The 17,470-nt window shown below is 64.9% G+C and carries 14 protein-coding genes; 3 read left to right on the plus strand and 11 right to left on the minus strand.

The genetic code is table 11. The features are described from left to right. Positions 1-16 precede the first annotated feature (16 nt). The 7 genes from AB4Z51_RS06560 to AB4Z51_RS06590 all read right to left on the minus strand — a co-directional run bounded on the left by AB4Z51_RS06560 (position 17) and on the right by AB4Z51_RS06590 (position 7,182). The gene (locus AB4Z51_RS06560) at positions 17-1,054 is read right to left on the minus strand and encodes a tagatose 1,6-diphosphate aldolase (RefSeq protein ID WP_085403256.1); all 1,038 of its coding nucleotides are present in this window, start codon (positions 1,052-1,054) and stop codon (positions 17-19) included. Beyond that, positions 1,051-2,010 (minus strand): sugar kinase, encoded by a 960-nt coding sequence (locus AB4Z51_RS06565; RefSeq protein WP_085403255.1) that lies wholly within the window; start codon positions 2,008-2,010, stop codon positions 1,051-1,053. Before AB4Z51_RS06565 ends, AB4Z51_RS06560 begins: the two co-directional genes overlap by 4 nt. After that, positions 2,007-3,080: an ABC transporter ATP-binding protein gene (locus tag AB4Z51_RS06570; protein WP_085403254.1), complete on the minus strand. Its 1,074-nt coding sequence runs from the start codon at positions 3,078-3,080 to the stop codon at positions 2,007-2,009. Before AB4Z51_RS06570 ends, AB4Z51_RS06565 begins: the two co-directional genes overlap by 4 nt. 6 nt (positions 3,081-3,086) lie before the next feature. Further along, entirely contained in the window at positions 3,087-4,091 is a 1,005-nt protein-coding gene (locus AB4Z51_RS06575; RefSeq protein ID WP_085403253.1) for a zinc-dependent alcohol dehydrogenase family protein, read from the minus strand. Between the two features lie 8 nt (positions 4,092-4,099). Beyond that, on the minus strand, positions 4,100-4,927 hold the full coding sequence (locus tag AB4Z51_RS06580; protein ID WP_085403252.1) for a carbohydrate ABC transporter permease: 828 nt from the start codon (positions 4,925-4,927) through the stop codon (positions 4,100-4,102). Between the two features lie 4 nt (positions 4,928-4,931). Next, a complete protein-coding gene (locus AB4Z51_RS06585) occupies positions 4,932-5,819 on the minus strand; it encodes a carbohydrate ABC transporter permease (protein WP_063986668.1) in 888 nt (295 codons plus the stop codon). A 61-nt stretch (positions 5,820-5,880) separates the two neighbouring features. Next, positions 5,881-7,182, minus strand: a complete 1,302-nt coding sequence (locus AB4Z51_RS06590; RefSeq protein WP_085403323.1) for an ABC transporter substrate-binding protein — start codon at positions 7,180-7,182, stop codon at positions 5,881-5,883. Between the two features lie 192 nt (positions 7,183-7,374). Between AB4Z51_RS06590 and AB4Z51_RS06595 the strand changes: the two genes are divergently transcribed. Then, on the plus strand, positions 7,375-8,415 hold the full coding sequence (locus AB4Z51_RS06595) for a LacI family DNA-binding transcriptional regulator (RefSeq protein ID WP_063985365.1): 1,041 nt from the start codon (positions 7,375-7,377) through the stop codon (positions 8,413-8,415). Between the two features lie 10 nt (positions 8,416-8,425). Next, the gene (locus tag AB4Z51_RS06600; RefSeq protein WP_085403251.1) at positions 8,426-9,160 is read left to right on the plus strand and encodes an SDR family NAD(P)-dependent oxidoreductase; all 735 of its coding nucleotides are present in this window, start codon (positions 8,426-8,428) and stop codon (positions 9,158-9,160) included. Between the two features lie 9 nt (positions 9,161-9,169). On the opposite strand, the gene AB4Z51_RS06605 is transcribed toward AB4Z51_RS06600, so the two are convergent. After that, positions 9,170-10,606, minus strand: coding sequence for a lipopolysaccharide biosynthesis protein (locus AB4Z51_RS06605; protein WP_085403250.1), 1,437 nt, complete (start codon positions 10,604-10,606; stop codon positions 9,170-9,172). A gap of 353 nt (positions 10,607-10,959) precedes the next feature. On the opposite strand from AB4Z51_RS06605, the gene AB4Z51_RS06610 reads away from it, so the two are divergent. After that, entirely contained in the window at positions 10,960-12,027 is a 1,068-nt protein-coding gene (locus tag AB4Z51_RS06610) for an endo-1,4-beta-xylanase (RefSeq protein WP_085403322.1), read from the plus strand. A gap of 9 nt (positions 12,028-12,036) precedes the next feature. On the opposite strand, the gene AB4Z51_RS06615 is transcribed toward AB4Z51_RS06610, so the two are convergent. The 3 genes from AB4Z51_RS06615 to AB4Z51_RS06625 form a co-directional block, all read right to left on the minus strand. Continuing rightward, positions 12,037-12,990, minus strand: coding sequence for a DUF6492 family protein (locus tag AB4Z51_RS06615; RefSeq protein WP_085403321.1), 954 nt, complete (start codon positions 12,988-12,990; stop codon positions 12,037-12,039). A gap of 95 nt (positions 12,991-13,085) precedes the next feature. Then, complete coding sequence (locus tag AB4Z51_RS06620; protein WP_085403249.1) at positions 13,086-13,880, minus strand: protein-L-isoaspartate O-methyltransferase family protein; 795 nt, start codon at positions 13,878-13,880, stop codon at positions 13,086-13,088. Continuing rightward, complete coding sequence (locus AB4Z51_RS06625; protein ID WP_441497174.1) at positions 13,877-17,347, minus strand: ATP-binding protein; 3,471 nt, start codon at positions 17,345-17,347, stop codon at positions 13,877-13,879. Before AB4Z51_RS06625 ends, AB4Z51_RS06620 begins: the two co-directional genes overlap by 4 nt. Positions 17,348-17,470 lie beyond the last annotated feature (123 nt).

Raw genomic sequence — 17,470 nt, forward strand, 5'->3', positions numbered from 1 at the left:
CGGGACCGTTACCATCTCAGTAGGCGCGCGCGAAGTCACCTTCCTGCTTGATATCAGCGAACACCGGGAAGCGCGCCTTCCACGGCGTGCCCTTGGCCGTGGTCAGTTGATTGAGCCGTTCCAGCACCCCGAGGCCATCCTTGCGCAGGCTGGCCGACACCGCTGCGCGGTCCGGAAAGTTCTTCAGGACGGCATCCAGCCAGATGGTACGGCCCGCCAGGAAACCGCTTGCGCCTGCGGCATAGGAGTAGTCGAGCACGCGCTCGAACTTTTCAGGCGCAGCGCCGCCCGACAGCAACACCCAGGGGATGCTGCGTTCGCGGCAGATATCACCGATCGCATCGAACTCCTTCTGCGCCGCCTTTGCTTCCGTGCTGCCGTCACGCGCCGGCAGGCTGTTGGCTGCAAGCGGGCTCTCCAGCTTGAGAAGATCGACGCCGTATTCAGGCTTTGCGAATTCACGCACGCTGTCGATGACGAGGCCCGGGAGCTTGCCGGGCGATTCCACGTAATCGGCCGTGTGATTGGCGCTGCCGAGGAACGGGTAGACCAGCAACTCGAGCACGTACGGGATATCGTGACGGGCGCAGTCTTCGCCGATTTCGCGCACGAAACGCTTCTGGTGCTCGTTCACCGCGGCATCGGCGTCCGGCCGGTACCAGGCCAGCACCTTGACGGCGTCGCCGCCCATGGCGCGGATCTTCTCCACGCTCCAATTGGTGATCGCGCGCGACTTGCGGCCGCCCGCGGTTTCCTCAACGCGGTGCTCTTCCAGCGTCATGATCAGACCGCAGCGCGGCGGCAGCAGGTCGATCGCGGCAGGCACTGCGAAGTTCGGGTCGAACAGCATCGAGCTGCAATGCGGCGCGAGGTTCTCGACCAAGAGACGCTTGGCCGCCGTGACGTCGGAATATTCGACCTGGTCCCGCGTGATCCCCTTTGCCTTCGCAATGGCATCGAACAATGGCGGCCGCTGATCCAGCGCGACCATGCGAAAATGGCCATCCGCGTCAGCAAGCCGTGCCAGGCCGCGGTTCTTTCCAATCGTTCTCATGGCTTCGTCCTCATGAATACAAGACACTCGTTGATATCGGGGATTCCGTTCCGGCCGCCGGCGTGGCGGCATTTCATGGCGGCCGTCGCCGCCGAAAACGCCATGGCGGCGCGCACATCGAGGCCGGCGCCGATCGCGAGCGCATAGGCGCCGTGGAAGACGTCGCCCGCGCCCGTGGTGTCGACGACGTCGACGGCGTAGGCGGCCTGCCGGTGCAGCTGGCCGTTCTCGTACCAGCTCACGCCGCCCTCGCCGCGCGTAACGGCGATGACGCGGCAGCCGAAGCGCGCAAGGGCTGCGAGAGATCTATCTTCGGCCGAGCCGGCAAAGGCGGCGAGCGCGGGCTCGGAGAAGATGGCGTGATCGGCTAAGGGCAGCAGCCGCTCGAATACCTCAGCATCGGCCATGTCGCCGTCGAGCACCGTCGGAATGCCGCGCGATCGCGCTTCCCGAAACAACGTCGCGGCGCCTTCGACCCAGCGCGGATCAGCCAGCACGGAGGACGCGCGCGCTACGGCTTCGAGCGGAAGCCAGTCTGCGGTCTCTGGGTAAAGGCCACGGAAATTCACGATCTGCCGCTCGCCGCTGCTATCGACGATGATCCCGGAGACCGACGAGCGGCCATCGGGGAACAGCCGGAAATTCTCGACATCGACGCCTTCAGCGGTGAAGGCCGATTTCATCTCATGGCCCGCGGCATCATTCCCTGCCCGCCCCCAGAACGCGACGGATGCGCCGAGCTTTGCCACCGCAACAGAAGCGTTGGCGGCCATGCCGCCGCCGAGCGTGCCGTACTCGACCGCCTTGATCTTCTCGCTTCCACCCGCGAACGGCCGATCGACGCGCCAGACCTGGTCGAGCGCGGACAGGCCGAGGCAGATCACGTGCACGGGCTTCGTGCCGGACGCGAGGTCCGCCAGCGCCGAGAGATCGCCGATGTTTGCCGACGCACTCACCGCAAGACCTGTCCGTTGGATGCAGCGAACAAATGCGTCTTGCCCGACTGTGGGCGCAGATTGATGCGATCACCAACCTTCGGCCGCAGCGCCGGATCGACCCGCGCGATGGCGGAGCCGCCGGCGAGATCGAAATGGATCAGCGTGTCCGAGCCGAGCGGCTCGACCAGCCTGACGTTGATCGCGATGCCATCAGCGGCATCCGCAGCCACAGCAAAATGTTCGGGGCGAATGCCCAGCACGGCGTTGCCGGCCTTGCTCAGGCAGCCAGCGGTCTCGCCGTCCAGCGGCACCACCGTTCCGCCTTGCGACAGGATCGCGCGCTCCTGACGCCATTCGACCGGGAAGAAATTCATCGCGGGCGAGCCGATGAAGCCGGCGACGAACTGGTTGGCGGGCCGCTCGTAAACCGTCTCCGGTGTATCGTATTGCTGGATCGTGCCGCTCTGGAGCACGACGATCCGGTCGGCCATGGTCATGGCCTCGATCTGGTCATGTGTCACGAAGACCATGGTGGTCTTCAGCTCCTGCGACAGCGCCTTGATCTCCGCCCGCACCTGCCCGCGCAGCTTCGCATCGAGATTGGAGAGCGGCTCGTCGAACAAAAAGGCCTTGGGATTGCGCACGATGGCGCGGCCCATGGCGACGCGTTGGCGCTGGCCGCCGGACAACTCCTTCGGCTTGCGGTCGAGATAGGGCTCGATGTGCAGCAGTGCGGCCGCACGCCTCACGCGGGCGTCGATCTCGGCCTTCGGTGTGCCTCTCAGCTCCAGCGCAAACGACATGTTGTCGTAGACCCGCATGTGCGGGTAGAGCGCGTAATCCTGGAACACCATCGCGATATCGCGTTGCGCAGCCTGGACGCCGTTGACGCGCCTGTCGCCGATGTAGAGATCGCCCGACGAAATCGGCTCGAGGCCCGCGATGATCCGCAGCAAGGTCGACTTGCCGCAGCCGGACGGGCCGACGAACACGACGAATTCGTGGTCCGCGATCTCCAGATTGAGATCGGGGATCACGGTGAAATTGCCGTAGCGCTTGGTGAGGTTGCGGATCGAGATCGAAGCCATGATCGCTCAGTCCAGTGCCAGCACGGGCTTGATCAGCTCGCCCTTGGCGAAGCGGGCGAAATTCTCTGGCAGAGCCGACAGGCCGAACTCGCCATCGACCAGGACGCGGTACTCGTCCTTGTATTTGCGCAGCAGCTCGACATTCGGCTCGAAATCCGAGACCGGGAAATAGAAGGTCCGGATCATGTAAAAGTCCTTGCGGCGGAAGACCTTGCCTTCCTCGATGGTCCAGGGCGCGGCGTTCTCGCCGACCAGCACCAGCGCACCGCGCGGCAGGACCAGCTCGATGCCGAGGTTGCGCGCCGCATGGGCGCCGGAGCATTCCATGATGAGGGCGAAGCGCTTCGAGGTATCTCCGACCGGGTGCGCCTTTGCGCCAAAAGACTGTGCGATCTTCAGCCGTGCCGCGTTGGGATCGGCAACGTGGATGTCGTCGTAGCCGAGCGCGCGGAGCGCCAGCACGACGCCAAGGCCGACAGGCCCCGCGCCCATGACGAGAACTGGACCGGCCTCGCTCGGCGGCACCACGCGGCTGACAAAGCGGACGGCGTGGCCTGAGGTGCCGATGGTGTCGAGCAGCAGCGGCGCAAGGCTGTCCTCGATATCATCAGGCACCGGCAGCAGGCAGTTTTCCGGCACCGGCACATATTCGGCATAGCCGCCGGGCCTGTTCCAACCGATCAGGCTGGAGACTTCCAGGCACATCTGGGTATCGCCGCGCTTGCAAGCGGGGCAGTGGCCGCAGTGCAAGGGGATATAGACGGCGCAGCGGCGGCCATGCAGGCGATGACCGGGCTGTTCGACGACACCAAAGATCTCATGGCCGGCGGTGAACTCGGCGCCCTTGTGCCAGAGCTTGAAGTCGGAGCCGCACAGCGCGGTGCGCGAGACGCGGACGAGCACTTCACTTGGGCCGACATCGGGCATCGCGACGCGCTCGATGGTGATGCGGTCATTGCCGTGGAAGACCGCGGCCTGCATGATCGAGTTCGGACGGGGCGACACGTTCATTTCGATACCTAGCCTTTCACCGCACCGAGCGTCAGTCCGGACACCAGCCAGCGCTGAACCAGGGCCGCCAGCACCAGCGGCGGCAACGCGATCAGCGTCGCCGCAGCCATGAGAGCGCCCCATTGCGTTGAGCCCTCACCGATGAAGTTGAAGGCCGCCGCGATCAGCGTCTTGGTGTCGCCGTTGGAGAGCACCAGCGCAAACAGGAAGTAGTTCCACGAAAACACGAAGGCGAGGATCGCCGAGACGGCGACGCCTGATGCCACCAGCGGCAGCGCGATGCGCCAGAGGATGCGCGTGACGCTGCACCCATCCACCTGCGCCGCCTCGAACACGCTGCGCGGAATGCCGTCGAAGGACGGCAGCAAAACCCAGATCACGATCGGCAGCGTGATGACGGCATGGCTGAGGATCAGCGCGGTGTAGGAGCCGATCATGCCGACCTGCCGGAACATCACGTACCACGGCAGCAGGAACAACGTGCCGGGCGCCATGCGCGCGGCGAGGGTCAGGATGGCCGGCCACGAAATCCGCGTCCAGGAGACGGCGAAGGCAGCAGGAATTCCAAACAGCAGACCGAGTGCGGTCGAGCCAACGGTGACGATGAGACTGTTGAGCGCGTAGCTGAGGAACGGTGTGGTCCTGGTCAGCTCGACATAGTTTTCCAGCGTCGGCGAGAAGCTCAGCGTCGGCGGATAGGCGGTGACCTCGAACGACGGCTTGAACGAGGACAGCACCATCCAGACCGTCGGCGCCATGATGAGCACGCCGGCGAGCAGGAGCTGCACCGTGTTGAGCCAGCGGATCCAGCGGTCGGTGTTGGCGGCATCGTTCATGACATCACCAGGCCACTGCGCCGCGCAAGCGGTTGAAGGCGAGCACGGCGCCGAACACGATCGCCGTCAGCGTCAGCATCAGGGCGCTGGCATAGCCGATGTTGAAGAATTCGAAGCCGACCCTGAAGCCGTAGATGTTGAGCGTGTTCGAGGCGTTGCCCGGGCCGCCCTGGGTCGTGATGTAAATGATGTCGAAGAAGCGCAGCAGGTCGACGCTCCGCAGGATCGCCGCGGTGACGATGGTCGGTAGCAGCAGCGGCAGCGTGATGCGCTGGAAAGTCCTGAATGGAGACGCGCCGTCGATCTGCGCCGCCTCGTAGACGCTCGGCGGCAGGGATTGCAGGCCGCCCAGCACGATCAGGGCGACATAAGGCGTCCACTGCCAGCTGTCGATCAGAGCCACGGTCGGAATGACCCAGGTCGGCGAGGCCAGCCAGTCCGACGGCGGCAGGCCGAACGACTGAAGGATATAGTTGGCAGCACCGAGCGACGGATCGAGGATCACCAGCCACATCATACCCGCCACCACCGGCGGCATCATGAAGGGCGAGATGAACAGCGAGCGCACGATGCCTGGCAGCCGCTTGGCGTGGAACAGCACCAGCGCCAGCCAGACGCCGAAGACGAGCTGCAGCACCAAGGACAGCACGAACAGCGCAATGGTGATCCACAGCCCGTGCCAGAATTCGTAATCGGAGATCAGCTTCGAATAATTGGCGAGGCCCGCGAAAGACTGCTTGCCGGTCGAGGAGAAGGTCTGGAAGCCGAGCCAGATCGTATAGACGACCGGAAACGCGATCATCGCGACCGTGAAGACCACGGCCGGCGCCGAGAGCGCCGCCATCTCCAGCTTCTGCCGGTCCTGCGTGAGTGTCGCAGCCGTATCAGACATGCGTTCGTGTCCTCGATCGAGTTGGGTGCCGGCAGGCAGCAAGCCTGCCGGAATGAGGCCGTTAGTTCAGCGCGATCAGCGCATCCAGCGCCTTGTCGGCATCCGCGCAGGCCTGATCGACGGTCTTCTGCTTCAGGATCAGATCCTGTACCGCCTGCCCGATGAACTCGCGCGATTGCGGATTGGCGACGATGGGATAGCCGACCTCGGAGGAGCCCTTCGTTGCGAGCACGTCGAGCGCGGCCTGCCATTCCTTGCGGACCGGCTCCTCGTCGATCCACTTGCGATATTCGGGATCCTTGGCGACCGACGGACGCGGCGGGGCAATGCCCTGAAGCGCCATCTTCTTCTGCACCTCTGGGCTGGTCGCCCATTGCACGAAGTACCAAGCCGCATCCGGCTGCTTGCTGTGCGAGGACACTGCCATGCCCCAGCCGATCGTGGTCGGCACCTGGCCGGCATCGCCCGCCGGGAACGGCAGCAGGCCGGTGTCCTTCAGGCGCGCGCCGCCTTCCATCACCGTGCGCAACTCATTCGACGACTCAAACGCCATCGCGGCGCGGCCGCTGCGGTAGAGCGCCGAAATCTGCTGGAAGCTGTAGTTGACGACGCCAGGCGGTCCGAAATCGCGCAGCAGCCGGCTATAGGTGTCGAGCGCTTCCTTGCCCTTGGCCGAGCAGAGGTTCGACTTGCCGTTTGCGACATAGCTGCCGCCGATATTGTGCAGCATGTTGCTGAAGGTATAGGCAATCGCGGGCTTGAGGCCGCGCGAGACGAACGGCGTCACGGTGCTGTCGCAGCTCTTGATCTTCTCGGCAGCGGCCTCGACGTCCTTGATCGTCTTCGGCGCCTCGAGACCGCACTTTTTGAAGATGTCGGTGCGGTAATAGAAGATCGGGCCTTCGATGTTCATGGGCATGCTGGTCAGCTTGCCGCCGAAGGTCGCGGCCTTCAGCAGGGCCTGGCTCAACCCGTTGGAGTCGTATTCCCTGGCCACCTCGTTCTTGGCCATCGCGGTGAGATCGCCGTACCAGCCGGCGGCGGCGAACTGCTCGCCCTCGCGCGAGGGCAGCGTCATGAACACGTCCACCTCGTCGCTGTTCGCATTCATGACGGTCACCAGACGCTGGCGCATCTGCTGTTCCTGATAGCCGTCGACCTTGAGGGTCATGCCGGTCAGCTTCTCGAAATCGGCCTTGTAAGTCAGCAGCGCCTGCGACACCGGATTGTTGTTGGCGAGAAAGGTGACGGTCTTGCCCTTGAACTTCATCCAGTCGAAATCGGCGGCGTGCGCCTGCGCGGTCGCCGCAGCAATCGCGAGAACGGGCAACGCGACGTGGGTCGCGAGCATCCTGGCCTTCATCGAACTCTCCTCCCGGCTGGCCGCCTTAAGCTGGCGGACCATTTTGAACACGTTTGAGCAGCGCTTGAAAACGGTTACAAAATAGACCTCGCATTCGCCGTGTCAAGCGATGGACAAGCCGCACAATCTGCGGCAGATTTGCGACATTGCCGCTACCATGCGGTTCGCTATGCCCGATGTAACGTTACATTCATGAGACTGACCAACGCCAAGTCTGTGAAACAGGGCATCCGCGCCGTGGCGGCCCGCGCCGGCGTCTCGACGGCATCGGTCTCGCGCGCCCTCAACAACCCCGACGCGGTGAGCCCTTCCTTACGGGCGCGCATCGAGCAGGCCATCGACGCGCTCGGCTACATCCCGCACGCGCCGGCGCGCATCCTGTCGTCACGACGCTCGCGCACGCTTGGCGCAATCGTACCGACGATCGACAACACGATGTTCGCACGCGGCATCGCCTCGCTGCAGCAATATCTGTCGTCGGTCGGATACATGCTGTTTCTCACAACGAGCGGCTACGATCTCGACGTCGAATTGCAGCAGGCGCGCAATCTGATCAGCCGCGGTGTCGACGGCCTGGTGCTGCGCGGCGATTGCCATCACGACGGATTACGCAAGCTGCTGGCGGACAATGCCGTACCGTTCATCAATGTCGGCATCTACCAGCCCGACCGGCCCTATCCTTGCGTCGGCACCGACAACGAAGCCGCCGCCCATCGCGCCGCCGCGCATGTCATCGAGCTCGGCCACCGCCGCATCGGGATCGTCTCGGCGCTCCAGCGCAACAACGACCGCGCCAGCGCCCGCGTCGCCGGCTTTCGCCGCGCGCTGACGGAGAACGGGCTCGAATTGCCTTCGCAATGGCATGTCGAGGTGCCCTATACGCTGGACGACGCGCGCGAGGCGGCGCGCTATCTCCTAGGCCTCGAGGACCGCCCGACAGCCGTGGTGTGCGGCAACGACGTCATCGCCTATGGCGTGCTGCTCGAAGCCGAGCGCAGCGGTTTTTCGGTGCCGCGTGACCTCTCGGTGGTCGGCTTCGACGACCTCGACTGGAGCCGGCATTTGCGGCCGAGCCTGACCACGATCCACGTACCGACCGGAGAAACCTGGCAGCGCGCCGGTGAATATCTGGTGCGCAGCCTCGCCGGCGAGCAGACCATCATGCATCGCGAGATCGACTTCTCGCTAGTCGTCCGCGAGTCGACGGCTGCGCCTCCGAAATCCCTGAAGTGAGACACTCCCGATGAATCCGAACTTTTCCCTCGCCCCCGGCTTCCATGCCGTCGTGATCGGCGGCGCCGGCGACATTGGTGCCGCCATCAGCAATCAATTCTGCGATCTGGGTGCGACGGTGTCTGCAACGGGCGCGAACGAGGCCGATCTTGCCCGCACCCTCCTCAAACCGCGCGCGGGCCTCACGCTCGCAACGCTCGATGTCACCGATGACGAAGCCGTCACGTCCTTCGCCCGGAAGCACAAGCGCGTCGACGCGCTGATCAATTGCGCCGGCATTCTCGCGCGCGACAAGGAATTTGAGATCGAGACCTTCATGAAGGTGCTCGACGTCAATCTCACCGGCACGTTCCGCACCTGCATGGCCTTTCACTCCCTGCTCGCGGAGCAGACGGGATCGATCGTCAACATCGCTTCGATGAACGCGACGCTGGCGCTGCCGCGGATTCCCGCCTATTGCGCCAGCAAGGGTGGTGTCGTGATGCTGACCAAGGCGCTGGCTTTGAAGTGGGCCGAAGAAGGCATCCGCGTCAACGCGGTCGCGCCCGGCTATATCGAAACCGCGATCAACGCCGCCGGCCGCAGCGACCTTGCGCATTATCAGCGCATCGCCGATCGCACCGCCTTCAAGCGCTGGGGACAGCCGGAGGACATTGCCGGCGCCGTTGCCTTCCTCTGCATGCCGGCTTCGCAATATGCGACCGGCACCGTCGTTGCCGTGGATGGCGGCTTTCTGGCGGGGTAGCGCGCGGGTCTATACGCCCAGCGCCTTGCGGTTGAACGTCCGCAGGAAGCGCAGCGACAACGTCCGCACATTCGCGACGTTGAGCAGCCAGGCCGCAGCGGCGTAAGCAACCCCACCCGCGGAGCTGACGACCATCAACGCCACGATACCGGTACCGCCGACCTGCGTCCGCGCAACGAGGATAGCGCCCGCCATCGCCGCAGCCGAAGCCGCAACGCCGGCGAGGCGGTTGACGTCGAACGGCACGGGATGGGCGCGGCGCATCAGGGCGACGGCGACGACGAAGCCGAGCGCTTCGGTGGCGAGCGTGGCGAGCGCCGCGCCGTAAAGGCCGTAGCCCGCGACCAGCGCGAACATCAGTGCCACGCTCAAAACGAGCGTGAGGAACGACTGCGCCGCCAGCATGAACGGCCGCTCGGCGAGCTGGAAGCTGATCTGCACATAGAATTGATTGGCGATGCCGAAGAAGCGCGCGAGCACCAGCGTCGGCAACAGCGCCGATACGCCGGCGCGAAAATCGACGCCGACGAGCGTGCCCGCGACCTGGTCGGCCGCGAGCGCGAGCCAGACGGCGACGGGTGCGACGACGACGAGCAGCAACTCAAGGCTCTCGCTCAGCCGCTCCCGCGTCGTCTCGCTGTTTTTCTCCGACAGCGACCGGAACACCAGCGGCACGGTCGCAGCGGCGACGCTGGAGGCGATCATGACCATGAACTGGCGCGGCAGATCGGCGGCGACGCCGAAAATGCCGGCGGCGTCCTTGCCGAGCAGATAAGCGACGATGAGCCGGTCACAGGCCGAATAGACCGCAACGGACAATCCGGCCAGCGTCAGCGGCAGGCCGTAGCGCGCCAGCTGCATGAACTGGCTGCGCTCGAAGCGCGCGATCTTGGTGCGGTCGCCGACGAGATTGAGAATGATGCCGGTGAGCGAGCCCAGGCCGAACGCGGCGAGCAGTCCCAATCCACCCCAGCCGAGCCAGATGCCGAGCAGGCCAAAGCCGACGCTCGACACGCTGCGGACGATCGAGATCGCCGCGAACCTGTAGGGGCGCAGTTTGGCGCGTTCGAATTCCTGGCCGACATCGACAGCATTGGCCATGATCGCGACGAACATGCTGGCGAGCAGCAGCTCGACGCTGAGGTCGCTGCGGAACAGAATGACCAGCGGCGTGGTGGCGCAGAGGACCGCGGCCGTCAGCCCGAAGGCGACCATCGCCGTGCCGCGAAAATCCACCTCCGCCGACATCGCCTGATAGCGGGACACCGACAGCTTGATCCAGGCGAAGAAGATCGCGCCCAATATGCCGGCGAGGCTGATGCCGACGACATAGACGCCGTACTCGGCCGGCGTCAGCAGCCGCGTGTAGGCCGTGACCGCGAAGAAACCCACCGCTGCGGGCAGGATGTAGGCGACGAGATAAATCGAGAAATGGCGGTTCAGCATGCGAGCACAGGACCGGCAACGGTGTTGCGATGGTGACGGCCGTTAATCAATGACCTTGGCGGGGCGAACGAACTGCGCCGCAGCATCTCTCAAGAGTGTCACATAAGTCTGCAGATCGGGCGGCGAATGAGGCTGAGAGGCCGCTTTCGCGCGTTAGCGTTAAATTTGCCCTTTCCCTGGGGCGGTTCGAGCGATCACGACACGAAACCCTGATCCAGACTGGAACAGCGATGCAGCGCCACGCGCGTTGCGCACCGGACATCCGCAAAGGTTAACCCAACGACAGGAAACCCCGGCGTCGCAAGGCGCCGCTTGGTACGATGGCGCGTTGGTTCCAAAAGGAACGTCCCACCGTGACCAGGCTCGACAGACGCGAATTTCTCCTTGGCGGCGCCGCAGCACTCGCGGTGGGGGCAGCGGCGTCCGCCGCGCCGGCATCAAAACTCGCGCAGCGCCGTCCGGGCTTTGGCGCTGCTGCGACGCTCTGGGACCTGCAAGCAGATCCCAGGCTCGGCGAAGCCATCAGTACCTATTGCACCCAGGTGGTGCCGGTGCTCGAGCTGAAATGGCCGATGCTGCGGCCGAACGCGCACACGTTCAACTTCGAGCGCGCCGACGCGATCCTGGATTTCGCCAGGGAGAACGATCTGACAATGCGCGGTCACGCGCTCGCCTGGTATCACGACATTCCGGACTGGACCAAGCAGATCAAGGATTCCAAGGGCGTCGAGCGCGCCTATGTCGACCACATCGGCACCGTCGTGTCCTATTACAAGGACAAGCTGACGTCGTGGGACGTCGTCAACGAGCCGATCCCGGACAATCCGAAGAAGATCACCGACCGGCGCGACACGTTCTGGACGCAGCATCTGGGCAACCGCTGGATTCCGCTGGCCTTCCGCACGGCGGCCGCGGCCGATCCCTTCGTCAAGCTCGCGATCAATGAATATGACATCGAGTCGGCGAAGGACTCGTTCATTGCCAAGCGCGCGGCGTACCGCAACCTGATCATGGACCTGCTCGACCAGGGCGTGCCGCTGCACGCTGTGGGCCTGCAATCGCATCTGCACGCCGAGCTCGAGATCGACACGCATGGGCTCGCCGAGTTCGTCACCGAGCTGCGTTCCTGGGGCCTCGAGGTGCTCGTCACCGAGCTCGATGTCGACGACCAGAAACTGACGGGCAATCCGGCAGAGCGCGACGCCATCGTCGCCAAGCGCGTCGACGATCTCCTGACCGCGATCTCGACCAGCGGGCCGGTGCGCTCGATCCTGACCTGGGGCCTCTCGGATCGCTATAGCTGGATCAACGGCACCTTCGCCCGCGCGGACAAGCAGCCGAACCGCCCCTTGCCGCTTGACGGCGAGTTCAAGCCGAAGCCGTTCATGGACGTCATCAGCAAGTTCACGAGGGACGCCTGAGACGCGGCCTTAGCGCGTCTTCGCCGGCACTTCGAATTCGGCCGCATCACCCATATCTTCAGGAGACAGGCTCGGGCTGCGTCGATCCCGCGAGCTAAGGCGGAACACGTCGCGGATGTCGTCGATCGAGGTCGACGAATAGGACTGGATGCAGAGCGCGACCTGTTCGGGCGAGGCCGCGCGCATCATCGCTTCGATGGCCGGACGGTCGAGGGGCGTCTCATCCCAATGCGAGACGGCGATGCTGTCCTCGGTGACCCGATGGGTGGCCAGATGCGCCGGAGAGTTCGCGACGAAATGGCCGTACATCAGATACTCCGAGAACTTCTTCTTCCGGCACAACGCCAGAACCCAGTTCAATCCCGTTGCCGACTTGATGGCGTCGGTCATCGCGCGCGCGGTGTCCTTGTCCCAGACCAGCGCGTTGCCGACATAGTCATCGGCGGGGAAGGACCGGTCCTTGATGCCGAGCAACTGATCGACTGTGCGCAGCCACAGCCCATGCAACGGGTGGTCAGCGCCGATGTCCTTCGGGGTGACGAACAGCGGCGTCTTCTCTCCGCCGGCATATTGGCCGGCGTCGAATTCGCGGAAGAACAGATTGTCCGAATCCAGGATGCAGACGCGCTGCTCGGATGCGTTGAGCACGCCGGCGATTTTCAGGATCTGCTGGATGTGCCAGCCATGCACCGGCGACGACAGCAGCGACAGCCAGACCCGGCGCTTGCTGAGGAACTGAAGCGAGGGCGGCAGCGCCCAGAGCCATTTCGGCAGATAATTCGAGGCCGGAACGATGACGCGCTTGTCGGATGCAAACGGCGCGAACAGCGGCACGTCCTCATCGTTAACGAGAACATAATGCCGCGTGTATCCCGAGAGCCAGGTGTCGATGCTCTCGCTGAGCAGCGAAAAGCGTTCGATATCCTTGGCGTAGCTGGCGGTCAGCAGGGCAACGGAATGCATGGAGCGCGCTCGAATGGCCATCAAGCCGCACTCATAGCCGCACCGCGAGATGCTGGAAACTCACAAACGGAATCAAGGTAAAACGAAACGAAGCATTAGCCATCCGACGGCAGCCCCTGCTCGATGCCGCGAAAACGCAGTGGCGCCAGCGCGGCGGCGCGCTGCCACCAGTCGGCGACGCGGTCGTCGAGCGCGGTCACGCCGCGACCCTGGCCGGGGAAGATCCTGATCTGCTGCACCGCCTCGGCCTCGAACCCCCTGCCCTTGCGCGTGATCTTGAGGGCGGCGCCCTCGCGGTCGCGCTGCGTCAGCGGCGCCAGGAGGCGGCCGCGCGGGCGGAGCGACTGAAGCCAGAGCGGATGCGGGTGCGGGAAGCCGGCATGCACGATGATCACGTCGGCCGGCTCGCCGATCTCCTCACATCCATCGCCATGCACGACCTCGACATTGCGATAGGGGCGAAGGTAGTTCGCGGCACGCGCCGCAAGCCGCCCGTCGCATTCGATTGCATGCACCCTGCCCCTGGGCCCCACGATCTTCGACAACACCGCCGAAAAATAGCCGAGACCGCAGCCGATCTGGACCACGCGGTCCTTCTCCCCGACGTCGAGCAGATCGATGAAGTGCGCCCACAGGCTCGGCAGCCCGGTGTCGAGCCTGCGGCGCGCATCGATCGCGACCAGCACATTGTCGTAGAGATGAACGGGATCGGGATCCGGCGTCAGCCGGTAGCTGCGCGCCGCCTCGCTCTTGATGCGCCAGGGTCCCTTCGCCAGAAAATCCTCGCGCGGGATGGCGGCGAGCGCTTCGAGCAGGCGTGGCGAGGCGATCCGCTCTCGCTTCGCGATCAACTCGACGTAGCGCGCACGCGCGGCGGCAAGATCGCTCATTTCATCGCATCGGCCTGTTCAAGGACGGGCACGTCTCCGCCGAGCTCGCTGAGGAGCTGCATCGCCTGCTTCAGGTCCGGGGTATAAAAGCCCTCGCTGAACTTGCCGACGATCGGCAAAAGCAGGAGGCTTGCGTGCTCGCGCTTGCCGGCTTGGTGCGACAGGCGCGCAAGGCTGACGGCGGTCCGAAGCTCCCATGACAGCGCGCCCTGCTTGCGCGCGGTCTCCAGCGACAGGGCGAACAGGTCCTCCGCCTCCTGCACCGATGCCGGATCACCGTCCGACATCGTGATCTCGCCCTGCAGGCGATAGACCTCGGCGAGATAGGAGTGATCGCCGGTCCGTCTCGCGGTCGCGAGCGCGCCGTCCAGCGCGCGCAAGGCGGCATCGCGCATCCCGACCTTGGCATAGGCTTCCGCAAGGAGGCAGCGGAACCAGCAGCCGGCGAGCCAGGAATCCATCGCCTCGTATTCGTCGAGGCCGAGGCGCATCTGGCTGAGACCTTCGTCGGCGTCGCCGAGCTGGGCCAGCGCCCAGCCGCGCAGGATCGCCGCCTGCTGCTTCCAATGCAGGAAATTGTGCTCGGTGGCGATGATCATGGCGCGGTTGGCGTGGTCGCGCGTGCCCTCGACGTCGCGCAAATGCTGGCACAGATAGGCGCCGAACACGAGCGCGAAGGCGAGCGTGAAGGGATGGCGGATCTTCTCGGCATTCGCGATCGCCTGCTCGCTGTGCTGGCGCGCCGCGTCGGGCCGGCCGAGGAACCAGAGGAGATAGCCGAGATAGGACAGCGAAACGACGCCGGGATCGGTGCCGTGCCGCTCCATCAGATCGGAGTGCAGATCAGGACTGTAGAGGTTGATGCAGCGGTGCAGATGGTGCTGGGAAGCGGCAAAACGGCCGCGATAGAGCATCGTCATCGCGATCGAGCGGTGCGCCTCGATCAGATAGCCGGTCTGCTGTGCCGGCTGGGTGCGCTCGTTCAGCCGCTCGCGCTTGGCGAACTTCAACAGCTCGACGCTGAGATCGTGCGCGCGGCTGAGATCGGCACGGATGAAATGGCAGACCCAGAGCCCGCGCGTGGCGGCGAAGGCCTTCTCGTCGTCGTCGAGCTGCTGACCGAGCTCGAGCGCGCGGATGTAGTTCTCCTCGACCTCCTGCACAGCGTAGCCCTTGGCGGCAATCAATGCGTTGCCGAGCGCGATGCGCAGCTCCAGCTCCATCTCGTCGGCGCCCTGCATGCGCGCATTGGCCTGGACGACGCTCAAGCCCCGGCGCAAATGCCCGATCGCCTCCAGATTGGCGCCGCTCTTGGCCGCCTGCTTGCCGGCCTTGAGCCAGAAGCTGGCGGCGCCCTCGCTCTGGCCGGATTCGGTGAGGTGATGGGCCAGCAGCTCCGGTTCGCGCTCGGTCTTCTCCGGATACATCTCGGCGAGCACCTGCGCGATCCGCGAATGCAGCTTGCGCCGCTCGCTGTGCAGCAGGCTGTCGTGCGCGGCGTTCTGGATCATCACGTGCTTGAAGGAGTAGAGCGCGCCGGGCGGATGGCCGCGGCGCATGATCAACCCGGCCTCCTCCAGATGATTGAGCGCGGCCTCGATCTGCTCCGCCGGCGTGTTGGCGACCGCGTGCAGCGTCGCGTAGGAGAACTCGCGACCGATGGTGGCGCCGATCTGCGCGATTCGCTTGAACGGCCCCATCCGGTCCAGCCGCGCCATCAGCGAGTCGGTGAGGGTCGCCGGGATCGCGAGCTGCCGCCATGGACCCGACAGCACGTAGCGCCCGTGCCGCTCGGTCAGGAGGTTGGATTCGAGAACGGTCTTGGTCAGCTCTTCCAGGAACAGAGGCACGCCGTCGGTCTTGACGATGATCTCCTCGACCACCTCCTTGGGAAGCTCGCGGCCCGCGACGCGCTCGACCAGCGTCGTGCGCAGCTGCCGGCTCAGGCGGTTCAGCACCAGCGTGGTGATGTGCGAATGCGCGTTCCAGCTCGGCTGGAATTCGGAGCGCGCGGTGATGATGACAAGGACCGGCTGGTTCTGCACCCGGGCGACGAGGAGGTCGATCACCTCGCGGGAGGTCGGGTCGATCCAGTGCAGATCCTCAAGCGCGATCACCAGCGGCATGTCGCGCACAAGGCCGAGGAAATGATTGACCAGCGCCGCGACGGTCGCATCCTTCTGCTGCTGCGGCGACAGGTCGAGCGGCGGATAGCGGTCTCCGGTCGGGATCGACAGCAGCGCGGCAAACAGCGGCGTGACCTGCTCGATGTCGCCATGGGCGGCCGCGATCGCGGTCTCCAGACCCGCCAGCGAGGTCGCGGATGGATCCTCGCGGTCGAGGCCGAGCGAGAATTTGAGCTGCTCGGAGAATGGATAGAACGCCGTGGAGGTGTAATAGGGCGAGCACTGGAACGAGACGTGTCCATGGCGGTCGCCCGCGATCCGGTCGAAGATCTCCTGGATGATGCGCGACTTGCCGATGCCGGGCTCGCCGAACTTCACCACGACCTGGCCGTCGCCGTCCTTGACCTGCTGCCAGCGTCCCATCAGCAGCGCGATCTCCTCCTCGCGGTTGACGAGCGGTGTCAACCGCCCGCCCATGGCAGCGGCGAAGCGGGTCTCCGCTCGCGAGGCGCGCACCACGTGCCAGGCCTGCGTCTTCTCCGAGATGCCTTTCAGCGCATGGACGCCGAGATTGCGGTAGTCGAACTTGCCCTTCAGCAGCGACTGTGTCGAGGACGAGATCACGACGCCGTTGGGTGGCGCCAGACCTTGCAGGCGAGCGGCGAGGTTGACGGTTTCTCCGACCGCGGAATCGCGCTCCTCGGTGCCCTGGCCAACGAGGTCGCCGACCACGACGAGGCCGGTTGCGATCCCGATGCGGACGGCGGGGGCGTGGCTCAGCGCACCGCGCGGCTCGATCGCGCGCGCAGTCGACAGCACCCGCACGATCTCGAGCCCGGCGCGCACCGATCGCTCGGCATCGTCCTCATGCGCGGTCGGATAGCCGAAATAGACAAGGATACCGTCGCCGACGAAGCGCGCGGCAAACCCTTCGTAATGCTTCACCACCCGGACGCAGGTCTCGCGAAAGCTCGCGATCATGTCGCGCACGTCTTCCGGATCGAACTGCACCGACAGCGAGGTGGAATCCACCATGTCGCAGAACATGGTGGTGAGCTGACGCCGTTCGGCACCGACTTCCGCCCGGACTTGCGGGCGCGCCGCCGCATCGGGCTTCTCTGCGGTCTCAGCCTGGAATAGCGCCGACATCGCGCGCCGAAGCCGCTTGCGATCGCCGAGCGGCAATCCGAGCTCGACCAGGTCGGATTCCGTCAGGTCCCCCATCACATCGAGATCGAGGCGGTGCTGCGCGAAGAGATCGGTGTAATGTCCAAGACCGACGCCTTCGAGCCAGCGCTTCAACCCGCCTTCAGTCCCCGTAACAGGCTCATTCTCCAGCATGGTGATTCTGCCCGACCTTCACTCCGTCGAAGGGCTTTAGGCCCCTCAACCACAGATTTTGGGGCCCGAACTTCACCTCAGACTGGACGCGCTCCCTAAGTCTTGGGAAGAATAGCTCAATCA

The sequence above is a fragment of the Bradyrhizobium sp. 2TAF36 genome, assembly GCF_052114925.1.
Classification (GTDB): domain Bacteria; phylum Pseudomonadota; class Alphaproteobacteria; order Rhizobiales; family Xanthobacteraceae; genus Bradyrhizobium; species Bradyrhizobium barranii.

Excerpts from the sequence above, each read along its gene's own strand:
- AB4Z51_RS06590 (WP_085403323.1), bottom strand. The coding sequence starts at position 7,182 with ATGAAGGCCAGGATGCTCGCGACCCACGTCGCGTTGCCCGTTCTCGCG.
- AB4Z51_RS06615 (WP_085403321.1), bottom strand. The coding sequence starts at position 12,990 with ATGCATTCCGTTGCCCTGCTGACCGCCAGCTACGCCAAGGATATCGAA.
- AB4Z51_RS06595 (WP_063985365.1), top strand. The coding sequence starts at position 7,375 with ATGAGACTGACCAACGCCAAGTCTGTGAAACAGGGCATCCGCGCCGTG.
- AB4Z51_RS06620 (WP_085403249.1), bottom strand. The coding sequence starts at position 13,880 with ATGAGCGATCTTGCCGCCGCGCGTGCGCGCTACGTCGAGTTGATCGCG.
- AB4Z51_RS06580 (WP_085403252.1), bottom strand. The coding sequence starts at position 4,927 with ATGAACGATGCCGCCAACACCGACCGCTGGATCCGCTGGCTCAACACG.
- AB4Z51_RS06600 (WP_085403251.1), top strand. The coding sequence starts at position 8,426 with ATGAATCCGAACTTTTCCCTCGCCCCCGGCTTCCATGCCGTCGTGATC.
- AB4Z51_RS06585 (WP_063986668.1), bottom strand. The coding sequence starts at position 5,819 with ATGTCTGATACGGCTGCGACACTCACGCAGGACCGGCAGAAGCTGGAG.
- AB4Z51_RS06560 (WP_085403256.1), bottom strand. The coding sequence starts at position 1,054 with ATGAGAACGATTGGAAAGAACCGCGGCCTGGCACGGCTTGCTGACGCG.
- AB4Z51_RS06575 (WP_085403253.1), bottom strand. The coding sequence starts at position 4,091 with ATGAACGTGTCGCCCCGTCCGAACTCGATCATGCAGGCCGCGGTCTTC.
- AB4Z51_RS06605 (WP_085403250.1), bottom strand. The coding sequence starts at position 10,606 with ATGCTGAACCGCCATTTCTCGATTTATCTCGTCGCCTACATCCTGCCC.
- AB4Z51_RS06570 (WP_085403254.1), bottom strand. The coding sequence starts at position 3,080 with ATGGCTTCGATCTCGATCCGCAACCTCACCAAGCGCTACGGCAATTTC.
- AB4Z51_RS06625 (WP_441497174.1), bottom strand. The coding sequence starts at position 17,347 with ATGCTGGAGAATGAGCCTGTTACGGGGACTGAAGGCGGGTTGAAGCGC.